Origin of the sequence: Thalassotalea ponticola (assembly GCF_041379045.1) — a bacterium.
In the GTDB taxonomy this organism is placed as follows: domain Bacteria; phylum Pseudomonadota; class Gammaproteobacteria; order Enterobacterales; family Alteromonadaceae; genus Thalassotalea_A; species Thalassotalea_A ponticola.
The window spans coordinates 397,508-422,226 of record NZ_CP166871.1; the positions used below are offsets into that span (position 1 = coordinate 397,508).

The window sequence follows — 24,719 nt, forward strand, 5'->3', positions numbered from 1 at the left end:
AAAATAATTATAAGTGTGCTACTGATTTACGGCGAATGTAGGTGGTGGTGCGCAATACGACTTACTTTTTTGGGAATCTTTATGGCAGTAATTGGCCAACAAAAACGCGCTAATTCGTTGTTAACAGGGCTCGCAACACGTCCTTATATACTCGCCATCGCTATCGCCTTGTTGCTCAGTTTATGGCTGTTCAGCGGCATGCTTGGTCAAGAGCAAAAGTCGGCGCCAACCATCCGTACCAACGCCCCAGTAGCCAATGTAACGGTGAAAACCTTTTACGCCGAGCCGATTGAACACACTGTGACCTTGTATGGTCGTACAGAACCCGACAGGCAAGTGATATTGCAGGCACAAGTTGCCGGTGAGATCACCGAAGTATTCGCGCAACGAGGTCAATATGTGCGCAAAGGCGATGTTATCGCTAAAATTGCACTCAATGATTTACCCGCTCAGTTAGAGCACTATCAAACTCTACTAAAACAACGCCGTGTTGATTACTACGGCGCTAAGGCTCTGTTTAGCGGTGGCCTAGAAAACGAATCTGCGTTGGCCAAGCGCCTTGCCGATGTAACCGAAGCAAAAGCAGATTTGGCACGCATTGAGTTGGCGATTGAAAACACCACCATCGTGGCGCCATTTGATGGCGTATTGAATGAGCGATTTGTTGAAGTTGGTGACTACGTCAGTCCGAGTGAAGACATTGCCATGCTGGCTGATTTGGATCCGTTGATTATTCGCGCCCACTTGTCGGAACAACAAGTGGGTACTATGGAACTCAATCAACGAGCGCGCGTGACTTTGCTCAATCAGCAACAGGCAAGCGGACAAATTCGCTACATCGCCAGTGTCGCAAACGAGCAAACCAATACTTTTAAAGTTGAAATCGCCATCGATAATGGCAACCAGCAGTATTTAGCTGGAATGAGCTCGGAAGTTGAACTGTCGAAAAGGCAAGTCTCAGCGATCAAAGTGTCCCCGGCGTTATTGGCATTAGATGCCAATGGCAGCATTGGTATTAAGTCGGTAGCCGACGAGCGCGTTGTGTTTACGCCGGCGCAAATTGTCAAAAGCGATGAAGATGGTATTTGGTTAGCTGGGTTGGCCGACGAGATGCGCATTATTACCCTAGGCCAAGGGTTTGTGCGTGCCGGCGATAAGGTGTCAGTCGTCGAGGTACTTGATTAGATGGTATCAATGATTGATGCGGCTATCGTTCGCGCCCGCTCGGTGCTGATGGTTTTTGCGCTGTTATTATTTAGTGGTATCTGGACCTACATCGACATTGCCAAAGAGTCGAATCCCGACATCACTATGCCACAAATTTACGTGTCGATTGTTCACGACGGTATTTCTCCCGAAGATGCCGAGCGCATGTTGGTTAGACCAATGGAGTTTGAGCTTAAGTCAATTGAAGGAATTGAGCATATGCGCGCAGTGGCTAGCGAAGGCCACGCCAGTATTACCCTCGAATTCGTACCGGGTTTTGATGCCAAACAAGCCCTAGCTGACGTGCGCGATCGCGTTACCCTTGCCAAAGCAAAACTACCGAGTGAAAGTGAAGAACCCGTGGTTCGCGAAGTAACGATGGCCAACATGCAACCCGCGGTGACCATCTTTTTATCAGGCGCGGTAACCGAACGAGGGTTAATTGGCATAGCTCGCGATCTGCGCGATAAAATAGCCAGCATGGAGCAAGTGCTCGAAGTAGATATTGGCGGTGAGCGCGAAGATATGCTGGAGATCATCGTCGATCCGCTATTGATGGAAAGTTACGCATTAGATCAGGCGGATATCTTCAGTCGCGTATCACGCAGTAACCGATTGGTACCGGCGGGTACTCTAGACACAGGCAAAGGTCGTTTTGCGGTGAAGGTACCTTCGGTGTTTGAAGATATCACCGACCTGTTACAGATGCCGATCAAAGTAGACGGCGATCGCGTGGTCACTTTTGCCGACATTGCCATTGTTCGTCGAGCCTATAAAGACGCGACCAGTTATGCGCGTTTTAACGGTGAACGCGCGATTTCAATTGAAGTGAAAAAACGACCCGGTGAAAACATTATCGAAACGGTTGATCGCGTCAAGCAACTGGTTGCAGAGCAACGCAAATCTTGGCCCGAACACATTGATGTTGACTATACCGGCGATCAATCTCGTTTTGTCAAAGACGTGTTAACTGATCTGCAGAACAATGTTATATCGGCGGTAGTTTTGGTGATCATTGTCATCATTGCCGCATTAGGTGCGCGAACCGCCAGTTTAGTTGCGTTGGCGATACCCGGCTCTTTTCTAACCGGCGTGTTGGCATTGTCGATGTTAGGGTTAACGGTCAATATCGTGGTCTTATTCGGCCTGATTATGTCTGTCGGTATGCTCGTTGACGGGGCGATTGTAGTGACCGAATTTGCCGATCGGCAAATGAATGAAGGGGTCCCTAAACAGCAAGCCTACAGCAAAGCTGCAAAGCGCATGGCGTGGCCGATCATCAACTCTACGGCGACCACATTAGCGGCATTTGCGCCATTGTTGTTTTGGCCGGGCATGATGGGTGAGTTTATGAAGTACTTGCCAATTACCTTAATTTGCGTGTTGTTGGCCTCGTTGTTTATGGCGCTGGTATTTATTCCGACAATGGGCGCAATGTGGGGCAAAGCGCGCTATATTAGCGAGCGACAAAGACAGTATTTAACGCAAAGTGAAGACGGCGATATTACGCAATTACCTGGCTTTAGCGGTAAATACGTGCGCTTGCTCGAGCAAGCGATATCCTATCCAAAAACGATATTAGCACTAACGCTTCTATTCGCACTAGGTGTGTTTACTAATTACCATTCTTCCCAACTCGGAACAGAGTTCTTCCCGACGATTGAACCGGATGGTATCAATTTAATTGTGCGCTCATACGGCGATTTATCGATTGATGAAAAAGACGACATTATGCGAGAAGTCGAGCGTCGAATTCTCGATATAGAAGGTCTCAAATCGGTGTACACCCGGGTAGGGGGAAACGACGCTAATACCATTGGTCGCTTGCGTCTCAACTTGCTCAATTGGCAGCAGCGCAAATCAGCCAGTGAGTTGGTGGATATCATTCACCAACGCGTTGATGACTACGCTGGCGTGCAAGTTGAAGTGCGCAAAGACAACATGGGGCCACAACAAGGTAAAGATGTAACCTTAGAGCTGTCGTCGCGTTACCCTGATTTGTTGCAAGATGCGGTGCGTAAAGTGGCCCGTTATATGGACCACAGTGATGCATTTATCAATATTGAAGACGGTGCTTCCAAGCCCGGAATAGAGTGGCAGTTAAAAGTAAACCGCACCTTGGCTGCCTCATTTGATGCCGATGCATCACTGTTAGGTACTTCGGTACAAATGGTGACCAATGGCGTTAAGATTGGCGAGTATCGACCGGATGATGTGGATGATGAGGTCGATATTCGCGTGCGTTTCCCAGCTGAACAACGAAGTATTAGCAAGCTCGAGCAATTGAGATTAAAAACTGACCATGGTTTAGTGCCAGTGACCAATTTTGTTGAACAGTCAGCTGCGCAAAAGGTCGATAGCATTTACCGCATTGACTCGCGCCGCGTTGTCACCGTATCAGCTGATTTAGCTGACTCGGTTAGTTTGTCGAATCAATTAGAGCAATTGCAACACGACTTACAGCAACTGGATATTGACTGGCTTAACGTGACGGTTAAGGTAACCGGTGAAAACGAAGATCAGCAAGAGTCACAGCAGTTTTTGAGCTACGCATTTACGGTTGCACTGTTTATTATTGGTATCATTCTGGTAAGCCAATTCAACAGCTTCTATCAATCGGCATTGATTTTATCTGCCGTATTGTTGTCGACCGTCGGTGTTTTTTTCGCATTATTGATAGGCCAACAACCATTTGGCATTGTGATGTCTGGTTTAGGAGTGATCGCGTTGGCGGGCATTGTCGTTAACAACAACATCGTACTGATCGACACCTACAATGTCCTGCGCCAACAGGGACGACCGGCTAAAGATGCTATATTGCGCACCGGCTTACAGCGTCTTCGCCCTGTACTATTGACCACGGTCACCACTGTATTGGGACTGCTGCCGATGGTGATGCAGGTCAATATCGATTTTATTTCGCGCAATGTCACTATTGGTGCCCCGTCAACTCAGTGGTGGGCACAATTGGCAACGGCGGTGGTCGGAGGGTTGACGTTTGCAACGGTATTAACCTTAATCTTAACGCCTTGTTTACTCGCACTTCGCGACTATCGAGAGCAACCACACTCTAACGCAACCTGGCAGCCAGCCCCTGCGTACGAAGAAATTTAAGTAAGTGCCGTATGTTAATCGCCAAATACGTTGCCCTTGACCAACTAATAAATAAAGAACTCACTTAGGAATAACCATGATCAAAACAGCTTTTCAAACCAGTGTGTTGTTATTGACAACTCTGGCAACAACCGTCTTTGCCAGCGAATCATCGGTGCTCACGAAAGCGCAGCGAGCAGAGTTACAGCAATTGACGACAACAGCATCAACCTCGGATTTGTCCTATCAAATCGTCGAGTCGTTAACCACCGAAGTCGGTGCGCGTATGATCGGCACAGAAGGCGATAAACGCGCGATTAAATGGGCTGTAGACAAAATGAATGCGCTGGGCTTTGACAAGGTTTGGACCGAGGAAGTGGCACATTTTCAGTGGATTCGAGGAGATGTTGAAGCAAAAATTACCGCCCCATTTCCACAGCCAATCAAGGCTATTGCTTTAGGGGAAAGCGTTGGCACCGGTGAACAGGGCATCGAAGCCGACGTTGTGCACTTTGCCACGTTAGCTGATTTAGAGGCTGCCGATGCGACGCGCGTTGACGGTAAAATTGTTTTCGTTTCATATCGAATGGAGCGTTTAAAAACCGGACGAGGTTACGGTAAGGCCGTGGGAGCGCGTGTTCGCGGTGCCAGTGTTGCCGCCGAAAAAGGGGCCGTTGGTTTTATCATGCGCTCGGTTGGCACGGCAAACAATCGCTTGGCTCACACTGGTATCACTCGATACCAGAACGATGAGAGACGCATTCCAGCAGTGGCTTTGTCCAACCCCGACGCTGACCTTTTGATCAATCAATTAAAACGCAATAAACCGGTGCGCTTTTTCTTGAAGGTGACCGCTATGCGCAACGAAGTGGTCACCGTTAAAGGCGCCAATGTTATCGGGGAAATTACCGGTTCTCAATGGCCTGAGCAAATTGTCGCCTTAGGTGCGCATCTCGATAGTTGGGATGTTGGTACCGGCGCAATTGATGACGGGCTAGGTGTGGGTATGGTGATGGCAACAGCTGCCCACATCGGTCAACTGGACAAGCGACCTAAGCGCACCATTCGGGTAATTTTGTTTGCCGGTGAGGAAGTCGGTTTACTCGGTGCCAAGCAATATCTCATTGATCACCAAGCTACGCTCAAAGATCACGTTATTGCCGCCGAATGGGATTTTGGCTTAGGTAAGATTTATTCAATGCAGGCAAATGTGGCTGAACCAGCAATACCAGCCATCGACGAGTTGGCCAGTTACTTAGCGCCATTAGGTGTGGCGTACAACACCGCTAACCAAGGGCGTGGTCAATCGGACATGGGATTGATCACCGACCAAGGTGTTCCTGCCATGAATTTCACTCCAGATGGTCTGCGCTACTTTGACATTCACCACACTGAAAACGATACACTAGACAAAGTCGTACCTGAAGACTTACAGCAGAATACCGCTGTTTACACTATTTTCGCCTATTTTGCGGCGCAAGCAGATGTTGAGTTTAGAAAAGCCAATTAAACTTAACGAAACCATTTACAGTAATTGAATAAAAAGCCAATATGATTATTGGCTTTTTATTTTTTGTCTGTTTGATAGCAAAATCCTTTGTAAATTATAGAGATAAAAAACTACAACGAGGGGAGTAGTAGGTGGGAAATCGTAAATTTATAGCAAGTGGTCTGTTGGTAAAGCGCGTGTGCGCGTCGTTAATAACACTGTCACTGTGCTCTGTCGCCGTGTTTGCCAACGCCAAATCACCGGTTTGGAAAGTAACTAAAGGTGAACAATCAGTCTACCTAGGGGGCACTGTACACGTGTTGGCACAAGCCGATTATCCATTGCCTAAAGCCTTTGATAAGGCTTACCAACAAGCTGATGTATTGGTGCTTGAAATGGACATGAAGCAAACCCAAACACTGGCGTTTCAACAGGCGATGCTAACCAAAATGACCTTTCAAGACGGGCGAACATACGAAGATGTGTTACGCCCAGAAACCGTTTCTCGGCTCAACAATTACTTAACTGAACGTCAGTTACCGATTGCCCAATTTAAGAAGTTTAAGCCGTCGATGCTATCAATAACCTTAACCATGTTAGAAATGCAACGCTTAGGTATTGGTGGTACTGGGGTTGATATGTACTACAATGCGCTTGGGGAAAATGACAACAAAGACTTTGTCTTTTTAGAACAGGGCGAAGAGCAAGTCGACTTTTTGGCAAAACTGGGGGCTGGCTACGAAGATGAATTCATCAATTATACGCTTGATGATATTAATCGCCTCGGCCAAGTGATGAGCGAGATGAAACAGGCGTGGCGTACTGGCCAATCAAAGGCGCTTTTTGACCTGGCTGCAAAAGACTGGCGAGATACGTTTCCGGCGTCTTATCAGTCGCTTATTGTGCAGCGTAATCACAATTGGATAGACGACATTGAAAGTTATTTTAACAGTGATGAAGTCGAGTTGGTGTTGGTCGGCGCATTGCACTTGGTGGGTCCAGACGGGGTTCTAAATATGTTACGCGCTAAAGGTTATACGATTGAGCAGTTACCTTAACTGAGCGCGTCTACTGACTCACTGTTATTGACATAAAAGCTCAAGTTAGCAACTTGAGCTTTTATCTCTTTTGGCGTTCCTTCCTTGCATTTTCCCGCCATAATGCTCGCCTAGCCAGCTTAATAACTGCTCAAGTGTAAACCAAAATAGGTACACAACAACGCACTAGCTAACCACAAACACAGCGGTGCAGTCGCTGATTTAAACTTGAGTTGGTCAGGGCTCGTTTGCGCAGGCATACGCTTTTTGCCAGTGATTATGGCTTTAATCACGTGATCACCACGTATGCTGTGGAATATGCCGGCCAAGGCGTGTAGCACAATGAGTCCCCACAGCAGGTTGATATTACTCGAGTGGATGCTATCCATGTACGCGGTGACTGACTCACTCGCTAGAGCGTAAAACGGTCCTTCAGCAAACACATCATCAGTTGCAAATAAGCCACTGATAAATTGCACAGCAAGCACGATAAGCAATGCCAACACCATGTAACCACTGACGGGGTTGTGACCACTATGGGGTTTGGCGACGAGGTTGGTACGCCATGCTTGAATCACTCGATAAGGATTGACGACAAAGTGGCTAAAGCGCGCAGTATCACTGCCGACAAAGCCCCAAATTATGCGAGCTAACCACAAGCTAGCCAATGTAAAACCACTGACAAAATGAAGCTCAAAATCCGCTTGTTCAGCGCTATACCACAGAAGTGCGATGAGTATTAACTGGGCAATGTGGTAGATGCGAATGAAATTATCCCAGATGCGGATGGATGTGAACGACATGCCGTGTGTACCTAGTCGTCACAATCGAGCTTAAAGGCTTTGTGACCTTTTTTAGCCACCTTGCCAATATTGGCCAGCGCCTGTTTTATCGCGTCACTGTCATTGGCGTTAATCAGTTCAGTGGTGGCCTGTTCAAGTGTTGCCATACCGCGCTGATATTGCTCAAATTTGCGTTTTTGCTCGGCGGTTAACTGGTTGTCGTCGCTGATCGATAGCGGCACTAACGAGTCGGTTTTACCGATGTTGCTTAGCAACTCCTCGGCAGCCTGTTTAACTTGTGCGGTATTCCCCGCTTTAAACGACTGCTTGATGGTCTTCATATTGTCTTTCATGTCATTCATAACAGCTGCAAGCTCAGTTTCACCGCACATGGGATGTGCTGCAAATGCTGACGACATGGTAGTTGCCGTTAATAGGCTGGCAACGAGTAGTGGTTTTATCATTGTTGTTATTCCCTTTGAAAGTATGCTGAGTTAGTTAACATCGAACACAATAAATATCATGCTGTGAATAATAACTCACGTGTTATAGTAAGGTGGTATACTAATTAAAAAAATAGACAGATTAAATAGTGAAATCAAAAGACCCAAATTTTAAACGCGAAGCGGAAAAATACGATAAGCCAGTAGCAAGTCGAGAGTATATTCTCAGCTTGCTTGAAAGCAGAGGCTATCCAATGTCTCTAGCGCAAATTATTAAAGCGCTAGACTATCGCGATGAGCAGCAAAAAATTGCCATCAAACGACGTTTGCGGGCAATGGAAAACTCAGGTCAGTTAGTATTCACTAAGTTTAAGCAGTACGCCATTGCAAGCCAAAGCGAGATTATTACCGGTGAAGTAATCGGCCATCGCGATGGCTTCGGATTTCTCAAACCGGATAATGGCGATAAAGACTTATACATCCCTTTCCATGAAATGCGAAACTTGTTGCACGGTGATGTGGTGGAAGCACGTGTCACCGCAAGCGATGACGCCAAGGGCCGACAAGAAGTTAAAGTATTGGACGTACTCGTACCGCGCAAGGAAAAGATCATCGGCCGAATCTTTGTCGAGCACTCTATTAGTACCGTGGTTCCAGAAGACGCGCGTATCAATCACGAAATCATCATTCCCAATGATAAACGCCTAGGCGCACGACACGGTCACATGGTAATTGTTGAACTGTTACAACGTCCCTCTAAGCGCAGTACTGCACTTGGTAAAGTGGTCGAGGTTCTCGGCGAGCACATGGCACCCGGTATGGAAGTGCAAGTAGCCTTGCATACCCACGATATACCCCACACATGGCCGCAAGAATTACTCGATGAAATTGCGGATTTACAGCCTGACGTTGATGCGGCGGCCAAGCAAGGGCGTATTGATTTAACCGAACTGCCTCTGGTTACCATAGACGGCGAAGATGCCCGTGATTTTGACGATGCGGTTTACTGTAAACCGCAAGCCAACGGCGGTTGGCGACTGTGGGTGGCCATTGCCGATGTCAGTTACTACGTGCGACCTGGCACCGCTCTTGACGATGAGGCAATAAAACGCGGCAATTCGGTTTACTTTCCAAACCAAGTTATTCCGATGTTGCCTGAAGTGCTATCCAACGGCTTGTGTTCGCTCAATCCCGATGTCGATCGACTGTGTATGGTGTGTGAAATGAACGTGACTGGCAGTGGCCAATTGGACGATGCGCGTTTTTACCCAGCATTGATGCGCTCGCATGCGCGATTCACCTATACCAAAGTGGCGGCGATTTTAGCTGGCGATGAAGAGTTGCGTGAGCAATACGCTGATCGCGTTGCCGACCTCGAACAACTGCATGCCATGTACCACGCGTTGGTTAGTGCCCGTCGCGATCGCGGGGCGATCGAATTTGAAACCGAAGAAGTGCGCTTTATTTATAATGCCCAACGCAAAATTGATTCGGTCGAGCCACTGGTGCGCAATGACGCTCATAAAATCATCGAAGAGTGTATGATATTAGCCAACGTTGCTACGGCGAAATTTGTCGAACAGCATCATCAGCACGGTCTATTTCGAGTTCACGATAAACCCAACCCTGAAAAGTACAATAATTTAATTAGCTACCTTGCGGAACTGGGTATCGAACTCAATAAAAAAGACGAACCAGAGCCACGCGATTTTGGCAGTATTACTGAGCGAGTTGCAGAGCGACCGGATCGCGAATTGATTCAAACCATGATGCTACGCTCGATGAAACAAGCGGTCTATCAAGCGGAAAATATAGGCCATTTTGGCCTAGCGTTAGCTCAGTATGCGCATTTTACCTCGCCTATTCGCCGTTACCCTGACTTGGTAATTCATCGCCTGATTAAGTCTGTACTTGAGCAACAACAAAGTGATGTGGTCAACGTTGGTTTTTACAGCTACGACGAGCAACAGCTGAGTGAGCTGGGCGAGCATTGTTCGATGACTGAGCGTCGAGCCGATGAAGCAACACGCGAAGTGGCAGATTGGCTTAAATGCGAGTTTATGCAAGATCACGTTGGCGATACGTTTACCGGCGTCATTGCCACGGTGACCAATTTTGGTTTTTTTGTTCGTCTACAAGATTTCCACATTGAAGGCTTGGTACACATTAGCTCACTTGGCAAAGACTTTTTTCAACACGATGAAGTGCGCATGTGCCTCGTTGGCGAAATGACCAAACAAACTTATCACGTTGGTGATATCATCAGTGTACAAGTCGCGGCAGTGAATTTAGAAGAGAAAAAGATCGACCTTGTCTTAGCTGGCGACAATGCGATTATTGAACGCGCCGGAAAAAAACAACTTGCCAAGAGCAACCGCAAGTCGGCTAAATCCGCAAATGAGCGAGCGAGCAAAGCCTCTAAGCGCAAAACCAAAGCCGGTGCTAAAAGTGCCACTAAGGCGCGCCCTGGCAAAAACCAGCGAGCTCGCAATAAAACCAAAAAACGTAATAAGTAATAGTGAGAGACCAGACCTCCCATGGCAAAACAAGATGAATTGATATTCGGTATTCATGCGGTTAACGCGTTGATTGAAAACGCACCGGAGCGCTTGATCGAAATTTGGTGTTTAAAAGGCCGAGAAGATGAGCGCTTGCTGAATATCATTAATCAAGCGCGAAAATTCGGTATTGCAGTGCAATTTATGCACCGCAAAGCACTTGATGAAAAGAGCAAAGGTGAGCAACACCAAGGGGTTATTGCCAAAGCGACACCGGGTAAAGTGTATGACGAGCGAGATCTCGATGATATCGTTGCCACGGCACAACGGTTGGGTAAAACACCATTCTTATTGGTGTTAGACGGTGTGACTGATCCGCACAATTTGGGCGCCTGCTTGCGCAATGCCGATGCCGCTGGAGTACAGGCTATCGTCGTCCCCAAAGACAATGCAGCGAAAATTACCGCTACGGTGCGCAAGGTGGCAGTTGGTGCCGCGGAAACCGTCCCCTTAGTGCAGGTAACGAATTTAGCGCGTGCACTAAAACAGTTACAACAGCTTGGTATTTGGGTAGTAGGTACCGCAGGCGAAGCGGAGCAAAGTTTATACGACTGCCGCATGCATGGCCCGATGGCTCTGGTTATGGGAGCAGAGGGCAAGGGGATGCGTCGCTTAACCCGAGAAACCTGTGATGAATTGGTTAAACTACCCATGGCCGGCAGCGTATCGAGTTTGAATGTCGCAGTAGCATCTGGTATTTGTTTATTTGAGATTGTTCGCCAACGATTAGCGCAATAACGCGTTACTAAAGGCGCGTTAAGATACTACTGAGTTGATGCTTATCAACGACTTAAAGCGCCTCAAAGGCTGTTATCTCAGTCGCCTATTGAGCTGGTTTTTCTTTGCGATTTAAGAGCTTAGTACGAGAAAAACTATTACTTGCCTTTGTTGTTCATTTTCCCTACAATACGGCTCCTTAAATCAGCCACTTTATTTTGTTCCTTGCCTTTATGCTGGTGTGGCTGAGCCAGAAAGAGGCTACAACCGTAAGGAGCTCGTAATGCGTCATTACGAAATCGTATTTATGGTTCACCCTGATCAGAGTGAACAAGTTAACGGTATGATCCAACGTTATACCGACATGATCGAAGCTGCTGAAGGCAAAATCCACCGTCTAGAAGACTGGGGTCGTCGTCAATTAGCTTACCCAATCAACAAGCTGCACAAAGCACACTACGTTTTAATGAACGTTGAAGCGCCTCAAGCAGTAATTGATGAATTAGAAACTTCTTTCCGTTACAACGATGTAGTTATCCGTAACATGATCATGCGTACTAAAGGTGCGGTAACTGAAGCGTCTCCAATGGCTGCTGCCAAAGAAGAGCGTCAAGACCGTCGCGAGAAAAAAGAAGTTGCTAAAGAAGCGCCAGCTGCTGAAGCAAAAGCTGAAGAAGCTGCAAGCGAAGAATAGTAATTAGTGACCGATAATTGTCTTGTTTTGACTGGTGAGCTTGTAAAAGCGCCGACCGTGTCAATAACCCCTGCGGGGATCGCCCATTGTCAATTTGCCCTAGAGCATCGCTCAGTGCAGGTTGAAGAAGGGATGAGCCGACAAGCATATGCTCGTATCCAGGTGGTTGCAACTGGCCAATGGTCACAAAATTTATCTCGTGAATTAGTAGCGGGCAGTAAGGTAAAAGTGAGTGGTTTTATTAACCGCCACGAATCCAGAAACGGCAATCCGATTTTGGTATTACATGCCCAGCACATTGAAATGATTAATTAGGAGAAATCCATGTCTCGTTTATTTAGACGTCGCAAGTTCTGTCGCTTCAGCGCAGAAGGCGTAGCAGAAATCGATTACAAAGACATCGCTACGTTAAAAAACTACATCACTGAAAGTGGTAAAATCGTTCCTAGCCGTATCACTGGTACGTCAGCTAAGTATCAACGTCAACTTGGTCGTGCGATCAAGCGTGCTCGTTACTTATCTTTACTACCATATACTGATCTTCACAAGTAACCTAAAGGGGCTATTAAAATGCAAGTAATTCTTCTTGATAAAATTGCCAAGTTAGGCGGCCTGGGTGATCAGGTAGAAGTAAAAGCAGGTTACGCTCGTAACTTCCTACTTCCACAAGGTAAAGCAGTTATCGCTTCTAAAACGAACGTTGAGCACTTTGAAGCTCGTCGCGCTGAACTTGAAGCTAAACTAGCTGAAGAACTAGCATCAGCTGAAGCTCGTGCAGCAAAACTTGCTGAACTTGCAGAAGTAACTATCGCTTCTAAAGCTGGTGACGAAGGCAAACTATTCGGTTCAATCGGTACAAACGACATCGCTGAAGCTTTAACTGAAGCTGGTGTTGAAGTAGCAAAAGCTGAAGTACGTCTTCCTCTAGGTACTATCCGTGAAACGGGTGAATACGAAATCACTATCCACCTTCACGCAGACGTTGACGCAACTGTTAAAGTTATCGTTATCGCTCAAGCCTAGTCAAAAGTTTTCTTTTGATAAAAAGCCTGCCTTTGCGCAGGCTTTTTTTTTTACCCCCTTATTCCTCAGTTAGAAGCCTACAAACTATCGTTGTTAACGGTTGAGTTGGCCCTGCGATACACACTTTCATTCCCCTAGGTCGCAACAAATCGGCGCAATTTATCGACACTGTCTATAATGGTATCGATTAAACGGACGCCATCGTGCTGTGCGAGTGTTATTGGCTTTCGTTGCCGGGCGATGAAGGCCATCAAAAAGAACCGAGTTGTAGCGTATCAAAATAGGTGTTGATGACAGGTTCGTTGCAATACCTTAGTTACAGTGTTAGCTTGGAAGGAGTTATTTTCGTGTTTAATGCATCTAGCAGACAGCGTTTTATGAGCATATATTACATTCCCAGGTTATTTATCGCATCTGTATTGCTGTACCTAGCGGGCTGTAGTGCACTGCATACCGCCGTCGACAAGCGCGATCTGCAAGTGCAAACACAAATGTCATCAACCATTGTGCTTGAACCGGTTGCTGAACAACAACGAACAGTATTTTTGCAGTTGCGCAACACCTCAGATAAACAAGGTATCGATTATGCGCCAGCGCTGGCCAACGCACTCACCGATAAAGGCTATCGCATTGTCGACAACCCAGAAGCTGCGCATTATTGGATTCAAGCCAACGTGTTGCAAGTTGGCCGCACCGATTTACGCACCGTAGACGGGCGTGATGATCGCGGCTACGGTGCCGCTATTGAAGGCGCCGAAATAGGTTCTATGTTTGGTGATGGCGACGGCCAGATTGCGGCAATAGTGGTTGGTGGATTGATTGGTGTACTTACCGATGCCATGGTCAGTGACATTGTCTATGTGATGATTACCGATTTGCAAATCGCAGAAAAAGTGGCACCTGGAACGACGGTGTCAGAACAAAATCAAGCAACACTTAAGCAAGGTAATTCGACAACTGCCACCCAGCTGAGCAATGAAACAGTTGACCGAAAAAAATATCAAACTCGTATTACATCAACGGCGAATCAAGTGAATTTAAGCTTTGCCGAGGCCGAACAGCAGCTTTTGCAAGGGTTAATTCAGTCGATGACAGGCATTTTATACTAAGGAACAACAATGAGCGTATATAAACATTATTTAACGACGCTAGTTTTGGCGATTGCGATACTTTCTATCGCCGGCTGTGGGGCACTGCACACATCAGTAAAAAAACGCAATCTCGATGTGCAGACTAAAATGAGCTCTACCGTTTGGCTAGATCCCGTAGCCGCGGATAAGCGCACGGTATTTTTGCAACTGCGCAATACATCAGATAAGCCGGGCTTAACCTACGAAAACGAAGTGCGCAATGCGATTATAGCCAAGGGCTATCAAGTGGTTGATGACCCTGATTTGGCTCACTATTGGTTACAAGTAAATGTTCTGCAAGTTGGTCGAACAGATTTGCGTTCTGGCGATTCGTTCGGTACCTATGGATCGGCGATTGCCGGTGGTGCCGTTGGCGCTCAAATTGGCTCTGGTGCTGGGCAAGTGGCGGCTGGCGTAGCAGGGGCTGGCTTGGGTATCATTTTTGACGCTATGGTTGATGATAATTTGTTTACCATGATCACCGATATTCAAATATCAGAAAAAGCCAAGCAGGGTGTGCGTGTAACCGAATCTGAAAAAGCGGTGTTAAAGCAAGGCGAATCGGGCTCTAAAACACAAACGGCAACACAAGTGGTTGATCGAAAAAAATATCAAACCCGCGTGGTATCGTTGGCAAACAAAGCCAACTTACAGTTTGAAGAGGCTGAGCCGGCATTGCGTCAAGGTTTAATCACTTCAATATCTGGCATGCTTTGATCGTGGATAACCAGTTTGGTTATAACCTTGGCGCCGGTGGTGGCATAATGAAATCATCAGCAGTGATGCGCTGACGTTCAAGCAGGCCACCAAGACCTTGTGTACCACCGGTGTGTAATAGCACGACGGTACTGCCTTTAGCAAAGTAGCCTTGCTTTGCTAATTCAATCGCGGCTAGTACCATTTTACCTGTGTATACCGGCTCAAATGGTATACCGGTTTGTTTGATTATCTGACCAAGACGCGCCGCATCTTGCTTGCCAAATTTACCATAACCACCTTGATGAAACTGGTTTAACAGATGCCAATTTCGCCATTTACTGGCACGGTCGTTCAACAGTGATTGTACTTGTTGTTGCAAGTAGTCTTGCTGTTTTAATACCGCAATGCCGAGCAGCGTATAGCGGTTCTGAGCACCTTCTATTAAACCCGCTAAGGTACCACCACTGCCGACTGGGCTGAGCAGGTAATCAAACTCACATTGCTGCTCGAGTTCGTCGACAACTTCAGCAACACCGGCTACCGCCAACTTATTTGAACCACCTTCGGGGATGATGACACTGTGTGGATGCTGATCACTGATGCGTTTTAAAAATTGACCGTCTTCACGCAGTCGATAAGTTTGACGGTCGACAAATTGAAGTTGCATTTGCCAGTGTCTAGCCCAGCGCAAGGTATAGTTATCTCGATATGCCTGCTCACCGCGAATAATGCCTAAACTCGGTAAATTTGCCAAATGGCAAGCGTATGCAAGTGCGTGAATATGATTGGAATAGGCACCGCCAAAGCTGATCACTTTGCTAACATCTCGTTGCTTTGCCTGCTCAATATTGTATTTTAACTTACGCCATTTATTACCAGAAATAATCGGGTGCAATAAGTCGTCTCGCTTGATAAATACCCGTAATCCAGCACGTTGGAACGGCTCTAATGTAAACGGTTGAAGCGGGCTATGGGTTAACAAGTCATGTCCTTAGTTGGCGGTTTATGTGCGAGTTAGGTGCTTGCATCTCAGTTAGTCTCAGCATCGGTATTTTATCACATCAACAGTCAATAATTGAATCGGTTTGGGTTTATTATGGGGGTAGTATACAAGCGATTGGAATCTCGATGTGGTAGAGACTCAGCCCTTATTTTACCTGTGTTCAGCAACTTAGATGGCTAGGCCAAAATTAGCGTATTATTGGCTTTATCGGCAATGCTGAAATTTTTTGCTGTTTTTTCATAGTTGCCACTGTCTTTTAGCCCTAAGTCGGGTATGATAAGCGTATTATTTTCAGATTTAAAACGATTGAGCTTGGCTAACACATTGATATCTCTTGATACGACGTGAAACCCAGCAACTAAGCGAAAGGAATTTTGTCCACATGTTAAAAGTGTTACGTGGAATGTTCTCAAATGACCTGTCTATTGATTTGGGGACAGCCAATACTCTAATTTATGTAAAGGAGCAAGGCATTGTACTGGATGAGCCATCCGTTGTGGCAATTCGTCAAGACAAGGCCGGCGGCAATAAAAGTGTTGCTGCAGTAGGTACCGCAGCAAAACAGATGCTAGGTCGTACACCGGGTAACATCGAGGCGGTCCGCCCGATGAAGGACGGTGTGATAGCCAACTTCTTTGTTACCGAAAAAATGCTTCAGCACTTTATCAAACAAGTGCACTCTAACAATTTCTTACGTCCTAGCCCGCGAGTGCTAGTGTGTGTACCTTGTGGTTCAACTCAGGTTGAGCGTCGTGCGATAAAAGAATCGGCTCTTGGTGCAGGGGCGCGTGATGTTTATCTAATTGACGAGCCTATGGCCGCCGCCATTGGTGCCGATTTACCGGTTTCAGCAGCCGAAGGTTCAATGGTGGTTGATATCGGTGGTGGTACAACAGAAGTCGGTATTATCTCACTTAACGGTTTGGTTTACTCATCATCCGTGCGCATTGGTGGTGATAAATTTGACGACGCTATTATCAACTACGTACGCCGTAACTTTGGTAGCTTGATTGGTGAAGCCACTGCAGAGCGCATCAAGCAAGAAATTGGCAGCGCCTATCCCGGTGAAGAGTTGATGGAAATTGAGGTGCGTGGCCGCAACCTAGCAGAAGGGGTTCCTCGTAGCTTTACCCTAAACAGCAATGAAATATTAGAAGCGTTACAAGAGCCGTTATCGGGTATTGTTAGTGCGGTCATGGTTGCATTGGAGCAGTGTCCGCCAGAACTAGCGTCAGATATTTCTGAGCGCGGTATGGTACTCACCGGCGGTGGTGCTCTACTGAAAGACTTAGACCGCTTGATCGCTGAGGAAACCGGTATTCCAGTTATTGTTGCTGACGATCCGCTTACCTGTGTTGCTCGCGGTGGTGGTAAAGCCTTAGAAATGATTGATATGCACGGCGGTGACCTGTTTGCTTACGAGTAAACCGCTTAGCATCAACACTGAGGTATAGGCAGCGTAAGCTGCCTTTGCGATATTTATGACGCCAATTTTTCTTGAAGGATACTCCAGTCATCGACGCATGGTCACCGCGGTGATCTTGTCGGTGCTGTGCATCTTTTTGGATCATAAACTAGGCCGTTTTGACGGCTTTCGCGTGGTGTTACAGTCGTTTGTCAGTCCGTTGCAGTACATTGCCAATGCACCGCGACAAATTATGGACTATGCCTCAGATAATTTGGTGACCCGACAACAGCTACAACAACAAAACCAACAGCTGCAGATGAACGAACTGTTGTTGCGTGAGCGCTTGTTAGAATTAGACATTCTCAAACTAGAAAACGACCGTTTACGGCGCCTGTTGGCATCCAACGTCAAAGCCGATATAAAAAAAATGGTCGCTGAAATTCAGTCGGTTGACAGCGATCCATATTCGCATCAAGTGGTCATTAACAAGGGCCAAAACGATGGCGTTTACGAAGGACAGCCAATAATTAATGACACTGGGGTGGTAGGGCAAGTTTATCGCGTTGGTTTGAACAATGCTCGGGTTTTACTGATCACCGATATTACCCACGCCATCCCCCTGCGAGTAAAGCGCAACGGCTTACAGGTGATCGCACGCGGTACGGGTAGCGTCAAGTATATGGATGTCACCCATGTTACCCACTCCAGTGATATTCAAGTTGGCGATGTATTAGTGACATCAGGATTGGGGGGAACTTTTCCAGAGGGTTACCCCGTTGCCATCGTCAATTACGTCTACGATGACCCGACTAAGGAATTTGCCCAAGTGCGAGTAAGCCCACTTGTGGCGATGAATAAACTCAGGTACTTACTGTTGCTATGGCCCAACCAGCAGCAAGGCGAGGTGAGTAATGACACACTGCCGATTAATGCCCCGTTAGGAGAGACGAATGAAGGCCAAGAGCAATAATTATATTATTGTTATCACCTTAGTGGTGTCGTTACTACTGACCATTTTACCTATGCCTATTGAAGCAGATTCATACCGCCCTAACTGGACGCTATTGGTGTTAGTGTATTGGTCGCTGGCCCTGCCAAATCGAGTTAATGTACTTTACGGATGGTTTTTTGGCTTTGTTATCGATGTCTTGCTCGGGTCGGTTTTGGGTATTCACGCCTTTGCCAGTGCACTTGTGGTCTATATTAGTGCAAACAATTACCAAAAAGTGCGCAACTTTTCGCTGTGGCAGCAGTCGTTAATAGTAGCCCTATTAGTTGCGTTGTATCACCTAGTGGTATTTTGGTTACAGCGCTTTTTGTTTGAGGTCGATTTTTCCATAAGTTATCTGAAGCCGGTAATTAGCTCGACAATATTGTGGTTTGTAATCTTTTTATTGCTGCGCAAAATTAGACGTCATTTTAAGGTCCATTAATGAAACTGTATCTCGCTTCTCAGTCACCCCGTCGACGGGAATTGCTGGCCTATATCTGGCCAGACTTTGAGTTGGTTGAAGCGCAAATAGACGAGCGAGTATTAGACAATGAGTCGGCCCACGACTACGTTTGCCGGTTAGCAATGCAAAAGGCGCAACAGGGCTGGCAAAATTTACTCAGCGCCAATGATAGCTGTTGGACATTGGGCTCCGACACAGCCGTAGTTTACCAACAGCACATTTTGGGTAAGCCAGTGGATTTGGAGGATTGCCGGCGTACCTTAACGATGCTATCTGGACAAACCCATCAAGTGATGACCGCAATCAGTTTATTTAATGGCACTGAGCAATTCGTCGATTGCGTCACCACATTGGTGCAGTTTCGTTGCATCGACAACCAAGAAATAGACGATTACTGGCACAGTGGCGAGCCGAGAGATAAGGCGGGAAGCTACGGTATTCAGGGGATTGGTGGTAAATTTGTCGAGCAAATCCACGGCAGTTATTCTGCGGTTGTGGGTTTGCCACTGTGTGAAACTCGCGCCTTGCTTAGCAGAGCACAACAGCAAGTAGGTGAAAAATGAGCGGTGAATTATTAATCAATGTGACACCGAGTGAGACTCGTGTCGCCTTAATTGAAAACGGCACGTTGCAAGAAGTCCATGTCGAGCGCAACGCCAAACGCGGTATTGTTGGCAATATTTATTTAGGTAAAGTGATTCGAGTGCTACCAGGGATGCAAGCAGCGTTTGTTGATATCGGCCTCGATAAGGCCGCATTTTTACACGCCTCGGATATTCATACTCGCTTGATCACTAGCGCGGTTGAGCAGGGCGAGCAGGATGTCGCAGACATTCGCACCTTGGTACACGAAGGCCAATACCTGATGGTGCAAGTGGTCAAGGATCCACTCGGAACTAAAGGCGCGCGTTTGACCACAGATCTTACTATTGCGTCGCGCTATTTAGTGATGATGCCTAACTCGTCTCACGCTGGTGTTTCACAGCGCATAGAAGATGACAGCGAAAGAAATCGACTGCGACAAATTATTGAGCCGTTTTGCGACGAGCAAGGCGGTTTTATCGTGCGCACCGCCGCAGAAGGCGCTGGCGAAGATGAACTGGTCCACGACGCAGAGTTTTTGCGCCGTGTTTGGTTGAAGATTGGCGAGCGCAAACAGCGCAAGCAAACCGATCAAGCGCTATATCAAGATTTGCAGCTGGCCTGTCGTATTATTCGAGACTTTGTCGGTGGCGGGTTAGAGCGGGTGCGTGTTGACTCGCGGTTAACGTATCAGCAAATTTTAGAGTTTACCGACGAATTTGTCCCTGAAATCAATCATATCGTAGAGTATTACCCCGGTGAAAAACCGATCTTTGATTTGTTTTCAGTCGAAACTGAAATTCAGCGAGCTTTACAACGCAAAGTAGAATTAAAATCTGGCGGCTATTTGATCATCGATCAAACAGAAGCGATGACCACTATCGACATTAATACCGGCGCTTTTGTCGGTCATCGCAATCTCGAAGAAACCATATTTAATACCAATATTGAGGCTACTCAGGCCATCGCGCGACAACTTAGACTGCGCAACCTCGGCGGTATCATTATTATTGACTTCATCGATATGGCCGATGTGGAGCATCAAAAACGGGTGCTGCACAGCCTTGAGTTGGCAATGTCAAAAGATAACGTGAAATACTCCATTAGTGGCTTTTCACAGCTTGGTTTAGTTGAAATGACACGAAAGCGCACCCGCGAGTCATTGGAACACATCTTATGTGATGAGTGCCCTGTGTGCGATGGGCGCGGACAACTGAAAACCGTTGAAACCGTGTGTTTTGAGATTTTGCGAGAAATTGTACGAGTAAATCGAGCCTATGACGCTGATAAATTCATTGTCTACGCCGCACCGAGCGTATCAACAGCGCTAAATGATGACGAACTGCATCACTTGGCCGAATTGGAAGTGTTTATAGGCAAGCAGATTAAGGTACAAAGTGAAAATCTGTACAATCAGGAACAGTTTGATGTGGTGATGATGTAGTGAATGCATTTTGGGCTGGCTTAAACCGATGGTTAAATAGGTTATACAAAACCCTAGCGGTGCTGCTTGTTTTACTCGCGGTTATCATCACTTCTGCCCGCATTTTACTGCCCCACGCGCCAGCGTTTAAACAAGAGTTAGAACAGGCGATCAACAATCGCTTTGACGGCCAAATCAGTATTGGCGAGTTGTCGGCCGGTTGGCACCGCTTGGGACCGACGTTAATTTTGCGCAAGGTGGTGTTATTAAATGCCAACGCCATGTCGCTTGAGGTAGATGAAATTGATGTAGGCGTTGACTTTTGGCATGCCATACGACGTCAGAGCTTGCGATTTCACGACTTTACGTTAAAAGGTGCGACCTTAACATTTGATCAAACTCAGCATCAGTACGAGGCAAAGCAAAGTGCCACCGATCTCGATGCCATGTACGACATTATCTTTAGCCAAGTCAGTCGTTTTTCCGTGGTCAATTCGCGTATCGTTCACATCAATAGTCAGCAACGACAAACCATGCGTTTGCGCAAGCTCGCTTGGCACAATGATGGCGAGCTTCACCAGGGGGTTGGCGCAGTTGAGCTCGACGATTTAGGTCAGCAAACGGCAAAGTTATTGATCGAACTGCGCGGAGATGCGCGGCAACAATTGCAAGGTCAGATATATTTAGCCGGTAGCGATTTAGACTTGAGCTATTTAATTAGTGAGCAGCTTGGCGAGCAAGCGCAGTCGCTCAGCAGTCAGATCAATTTCCAAACTTGGTTGTATATCGATCAAGGTCAGTTAACCCAAGCGCACTTGAATTTAGGTGACAATACGCTGTCATGGCGTAATCATCAACAGCAACACCAGCTGACATTGAACCAGGGCAACGTCAGTGTCTATCGAACCCAAGCGGGGCAAGCTTATCAATTGGTCAGTTCGCCGTTGGCGCTTCAATTTGACCAACAAGCGCCAACGGACGTTAGTGTTACGGGGTTATTTAATCAGGCCGGTACGACACTGCGCCTATCCGATATTGATTTGGCAAAGGTCTGGCCCATTGTTGGTTCGCTTACCCAATTAAGCGAGCAAGCCGAGGCCATGGCGCCACTCAACTTGCGCGGTACGCTATCTGACATCGCCCTGTTTGCCAATGACCGCGTGGTCAAGCTGACCACTGACTTTCATGCGCTGGGCATCGACAATACCGATGCGATTCCAGGGGTTGAGCAATTATCAGGAAAACTTTGGCTGAACAACAACGCCTTAAAGGTCGACCTGCTGTCAACGAACAGCGCGTTAGACTTTGGCGACCGTTTCCGCCAACCGATTGCCTTTGATCAGCTTAACGCCAATGTCAGAGTTGACTGGCAGCAAGGGCAGTGGAGTGTTCAGGTCGACAAGGCGACAATGCGCGCTGAGCAGTTGCAGTTAAACGCTGACCTGCAATATCAAGTTGGGCAGCAAGAGCCGGCGTTATTGAGTTTATATGCAACGGTTGAAAATGCCGATGCGAGTAACGTTGCTAATTACCTACCGCTTCATTTGATGAGCCCTAAACTAGTTGATTATCTAACCGGGGCAATAAAACAGGGGCAGATTAAGCAGGCACAGGTGCTCGTTAACGGTCCGGTTAAAAACTTCCCGTTTCGCGATAACTCAGGCATTTTTACGGTACAGGCCGATGTCGAGCAGGCAGACTATGCTTTTGCTCCGAGCTGGCCGGATATTAACGATGCAGATCTGCACTTAAACTTTACCAATGAATCGATGTTGATCACCGCAAGCAAAGGCACATTATCCGGTATAGCAATGGACGATGTGAAAGTGGCAATCGCCGATTTATCGAAAAATGCGGTACTCACCGTACGCACGCCAGTGACCACTCAAGCGAGTAATGTTCAAGCACTGATGAATGCCAGTCCGTTGGCAAAAAGTGTCGGTGAAACACTCAATACACTTGGTGCTGTGGGCGAGGTCAAAGGACAATTTAGCCTTGACTTACCGCTTGCTGATATGAGTTCCGCAGTCGCCAAAGGCACGATTGAATTTCGTGACAATGAACTCCAATTGGCAACGCCTTCTATGCACTTTACGCAAGTTAACGGTCAGCTAACGTTCATTAATGATCAAATTAATGCCCAGGATGTGTACGTGCGTTGGCGAGACATGCCTATCAGTCTTGATGTCAGTGGCGAAAGACGACCAGATTTCTACCAGTTGGGTATTGATATCAATGCCTTGTGGCAAGAGCAAGACACCAAAGCTCAAATACCAGCCTCGTTACAAGCATACTTGCAAGGCGATATTCTTTGGCAAGGTAACTTAAATCTATTTATCACCGATGACAACATCAGTTATCAATTTGACGCTAATTCACTACTCAATGAGGCCACACTGTCGCTACCAGCGCCTTATCACAAACAAAAGGGCACCGACCGAGCGCTTACCGTTAAGGTAAAAGGCAGTAAACGCAGTTCGGCGATTGAAGCAAAGTATGCTAATAACCTGTCCTTTTCAGGGGTGCTCGACCACGACAAGGTTACTTTTAGACAAGCACAGCTGGTACTCGGTCAGCAACAAATGTTATTACCCATGGATGGCTTTCACGTTATCGCTGACTTAGCCAGTATCGAGTACGACAGCTGGCAACGGTTTGTGTTTGACTTGCTGGCGACGCTGCCAAGTGCAAACTCCAGTGAGCAAAGCCACTCAGTGTTACCAGCACCTGAGCGCATACGCGGTGATATAGGTCAGGTAAATTTGTACGGTCTGCAAGTGGATAACGTCGACTTTAATTTACTCGCAGAAGAAGACTGGTGGTTACTGCAATTAGACAGTAAGCAAATGCGTGGGCGAGTTAAGTTTTATCATCAATTTAGCGAGCAAGGTATTGATATTGATGCTGACTTTATTCGCTTTGAAGCAGATTCAGAAGACACTGATAGAGCCGATAAGTCTGTTCCTCGGCTTGACTTAAATAACTCGGTTGGGGAGTTAACCGCGGATGTGGCGGAGCAATCTCAGCTGCAGCCAAGTGACATTCCAAGTTTACGCTTTAAATGCGATAGCTGCCGCTTTAAACAGTTTGATTTTGGCGAAGTGGATTTGGCATTAGAGAAGAACAACGACACCATGATTTCACTGTCGCGCTTTAACGCTGAGCGCAAAAACTTAAAGTTACAACTCAGTGGAAGTTGGATCAAGACCGCAACGAGAGACGCAACGCAAGTATCCGGTACCGTGCAAACCAATGAAATAGAAAAAGAGCTGGCTCGGTTTGATATCGAGTCGGGGATTAAAGACAGCGGTTTAAGAGCCAATTATGAACTGCGTTGGCAGGGTGGTCCACATCAGTTTAATGTTGATAGTTTATACGGTTCGGCAAAAGGTCGCTTAGACGATGGTTATTTAGCTAAAGTAAGCGATCAAGGGGCTCGATTATTTAGTATTTTTAGTTTGCAGTCACTGCTGCGCAAACTGACCTTAGACTTTCGAGATATATTTTCTAAGGGAATGTTTTACAGTGATTTCAAAGGTGATTTTGCCATCGCAGAAGGGGTTATTTATACTGACAACTTAAAGATGGATGGTGCGGCGGGTAACTTGACCATCAAGGGCAATACCAATTTGGTCAATAACCAGCTCGATTACAAAATGCTGTTTGCGCCGAAGGTGACGTCAAGCTTGCCAATACTCGCTTGGTTAGTGAACCCCATTGCCGGTGCCGCTGCGATCGTAATTAACGAGGCGATAGAGCAGGCAGAGGTGGTCGCGGCGATTAATTTTGAATTAACCGGCACGGTAGACGAGCCGAGTTTAAAAGAAGTCAATCGAAAAACTCGCAACGTCAATGTCGGTAAATCAAGGCCGGATAACCCAGAAGGCAGTGAGCCTCAGGCACCTGACAATGCCAATGTTGAACGCAGCAACCCACAGCCAGCTGAGCCAATTGTAGGTGCTTAGTACAGAGTATAAG

At 46.9% G+C, this 24,719-nt stretch carries 21 protein-coding genes; 18 read left to right on the top strand and 3 right to left on the bottom strand.

Features of this window, described 5'->3' with window-relative positions; all coding sequences use genetic code 11:
- The first annotated feature begins 81 nt into the window (after positions 1-81).
- The 4 genes from ACAY30_RS01810 (at position 82) to ACAY30_RS01825 (ending at position 6,846) form a co-directional block, all read left to right on the top strand.
- Complete coding sequence (locus tag ACAY30_RS01810) at positions 82-1,185, top strand: efflux RND transporter periplasmic adaptor subunit (RefSeq protein ID WP_290252333.1); 1,104 nt, start codon at positions 82-84, stop codon at positions 1,183-1,185.
- Positions 1,186-4,320 (top strand): efflux RND transporter permease subunit, encoded by a 3,135-nt coding sequence (locus ACAY30_RS01815; RefSeq protein ID WP_290252334.1) that lies wholly within the window; start codon positions 1,186-1,188, stop codon positions 4,318-4,320.
- A gap of 76 nt (positions 4,321-4,396) precedes the next feature.
- Positions 4,397-5,809 carry a M20/M25/M40 family metallo-hydrolase gene (locus tag ACAY30_RS01820; protein WP_290252335.1) on the top strand — a complete coding sequence of 471 codons (1,413 nt, stop codon included), beginning with the start codon at positions 4,397-4,399 and terminating at the stop codon, positions 5,807-5,809.
- 131 nt (positions 5,810-5,940) lie between these two features.
- Entirely contained in the window at positions 5,941-6,846 is a 906-nt protein-coding gene (locus ACAY30_RS01825) for a TraB/GumN family protein (RefSeq protein WP_290252336.1), read from the top strand.
- Positions 6,847-6,965: 119 nt separating this feature from the next.
- Here ACAY30_RS01825 and ACAY30_RS01830 read toward each other — a convergent pair whose 3' ends face one another.
- Positions 6,966-7,628: a cytochrome b/b6 domain-containing protein gene (locus ACAY30_RS01830; protein ID WP_290252337.1), complete on the bottom strand. Its 663-nt coding sequence runs from the start codon at positions 7,626-7,628 to the stop codon at positions 6,966-6,968.
- An 11-nt stretch (positions 7,629-7,639) separates the two neighbouring features.
- Positions 7,640-8,071, bottom strand: coding sequence for a cytochrome b562 (locus ACAY30_RS01835; protein WP_290252338.1), 432 nt, complete (start codon positions 8,069-8,071; stop codon positions 7,640-7,642).
- Positions 8,072-8,199: 128 nt separating this feature from the next.
- Here ACAY30_RS01835 and rnr point away from each other — a divergent pair, with 128 nt between their 5' ends.
- From rnr to ACAY30_RS01875, 8 genes are all read left to right on the top strand, one after another.
- Complete coding sequence (gene rnr / locus ACAY30_RS01840) at positions 8,200-10,566, top strand: ribonuclease R (RefSeq protein ID WP_290252339.1); 2,367 nt, start codon at positions 8,200-8,202, stop codon at positions 10,564-10,566.
- A gap of 21 nt (positions 10,567-10,587) precedes the next feature.
- Complete coding sequence (gene rlmB / locus ACAY30_RS01845) at positions 10,588-11,346, top strand: 23S rRNA (guanosine(2251)-2'-O)-methyltransferase RlmB (RefSeq protein ID WP_290252340.1); 759 nt, start codon at positions 10,588-10,590, stop codon at positions 11,344-11,346.
- 262 nt (positions 11,347-11,608) lie between these two features.
- On the top strand, positions 11,609-12,019 hold the full coding sequence (gene rpsF / locus ACAY30_RS01850) for a 30S ribosomal protein S6 (RefSeq protein ID WP_290252341.1): 411 nt from the start codon (positions 11,609-11,611) through the stop codon (positions 12,017-12,019).
- Between the two features lie 57 nt (positions 12,020-12,076).
- Positions 12,077-12,334 (top strand): primosomal replication protein N, encoded by a 258-nt coding sequence (priB, locus tag ACAY30_RS01855; RefSeq protein WP_371190013.1) that lies wholly within the window; start codon positions 12,077-12,079, stop codon positions 12,332-12,334.
- Between the two features lie 9 nt (positions 12,335-12,343).
- Positions 12,344-12,571 carry a 30S ribosomal protein S18 gene (gene rpsR / locus ACAY30_RS01860; protein WP_169128084.1) on the top strand — a complete coding sequence of 76 codons (228 nt, stop codon included), beginning with the start codon at positions 12,344-12,346 and terminating at the stop codon, positions 12,569-12,571.
- Positions 12,572-12,589: 18 nt separating this feature from the next.
- Complete coding sequence (gene rplI, locus ACAY30_RS01865) at positions 12,590-13,042, top strand: 50S ribosomal protein L9 (RefSeq protein WP_290252343.1); 453 nt, start codon at positions 12,590-12,592, stop codon at positions 13,040-13,042.
- A 377-nt stretch (positions 13,043-13,419) separates the two neighbouring features.
- Complete coding sequence (locus ACAY30_RS01870) at positions 13,420-14,151, top strand: complement resistance protein TraT (RefSeq protein WP_290252344.1); 732 nt, start codon at positions 13,420-13,422, stop codon at positions 14,149-14,151.
- A 9-nt stretch (positions 14,152-14,160) separates the two neighbouring features.
- On the top strand, positions 14,161-14,889 hold the full coding sequence (locus ACAY30_RS01875; RefSeq protein WP_290252345.1) for a complement resistance protein TraT: 729 nt from the start codon (positions 14,161-14,163) through the stop codon (positions 14,887-14,889).
- 19 nt (positions 14,890-14,908) lie between these two features.
- On the opposite strand, the gene ACAY30_RS01880 is transcribed toward ACAY30_RS01875, so the two are convergent.
- Entirely contained in the window at positions 14,909-15,853 is a 945-nt protein-coding gene (locus ACAY30_RS01880) for a 1-aminocyclopropane-1-carboxylate deaminase/D-cysteine desulfhydrase (protein WP_290252346.1), read from the bottom strand.
- 403 nt (positions 15,854-16,256) lie between these two features.
- Between ACAY30_RS01880 and ACAY30_RS01885 the strand changes: the two genes are divergently transcribed.
- The 6 genes from ACAY30_RS01885 to ACAY30_RS01910 are packed head-to-tail and all read left to right on the top strand — an operon-like array spanning position 16,257 to position 24,706.
- Complete coding sequence (locus tag ACAY30_RS01885) at positions 16,257-17,300, top strand: rod shape-determining protein (RefSeq protein WP_290252347.1); 1,044 nt, start codon at positions 16,257-16,259, stop codon at positions 17,298-17,300.
- Positions 17,301-17,355: 55 nt separating this feature from the next.
- Entirely contained in the window at positions 17,356-18,252 is an 897-nt protein-coding gene (gene mreC / locus ACAY30_RS01890; RefSeq protein ID WP_290252348.1) for a rod shape-determining protein MreC, read from the top strand.
- Positions 18,233-18,715, top strand: a complete 483-nt coding sequence (gene mreD / locus ACAY30_RS01895; RefSeq protein WP_290252349.1) for a rod shape-determining protein MreD — start codon at positions 18,233-18,235, stop codon at positions 18,713-18,715. The genes mreC and mreD overlap by 20 nt, the downstream gene beginning before the upstream one ends.
- The gene (locus ACAY30_RS01900) at positions 18,715-19,299 is read left to right on the top strand and encodes a nucleoside triphosphate pyrophosphatase (RefSeq protein ID WP_290252350.1); all 585 of its coding nucleotides are present in this window, start codon (positions 18,715-18,717) and stop codon (positions 19,297-19,299) included. The genes mreD and ACAY30_RS01900 overlap by 1 nt, the downstream gene beginning before the upstream one ends.
- Entirely contained in the window at positions 19,296-20,762 is a 1,467-nt protein-coding gene (gene rng / locus ACAY30_RS01905; RefSeq protein WP_290252351.1) for a ribonuclease G, read from the top strand. The genes ACAY30_RS01900 and rng overlap by 4 nt, the downstream gene beginning before the upstream one ends.
- A complete protein-coding gene (locus ACAY30_RS01910; protein WP_290252352.1) occupies positions 20,762-24,706 on the top strand; it encodes a YhdP family protein in 3,945 nt (1,314 codons plus the stop codon). Before rng ends, ACAY30_RS01910 begins: the two co-directional genes overlap by 1 nt.
- Positions 24,707-24,719 lie beyond the last annotated feature (13 nt).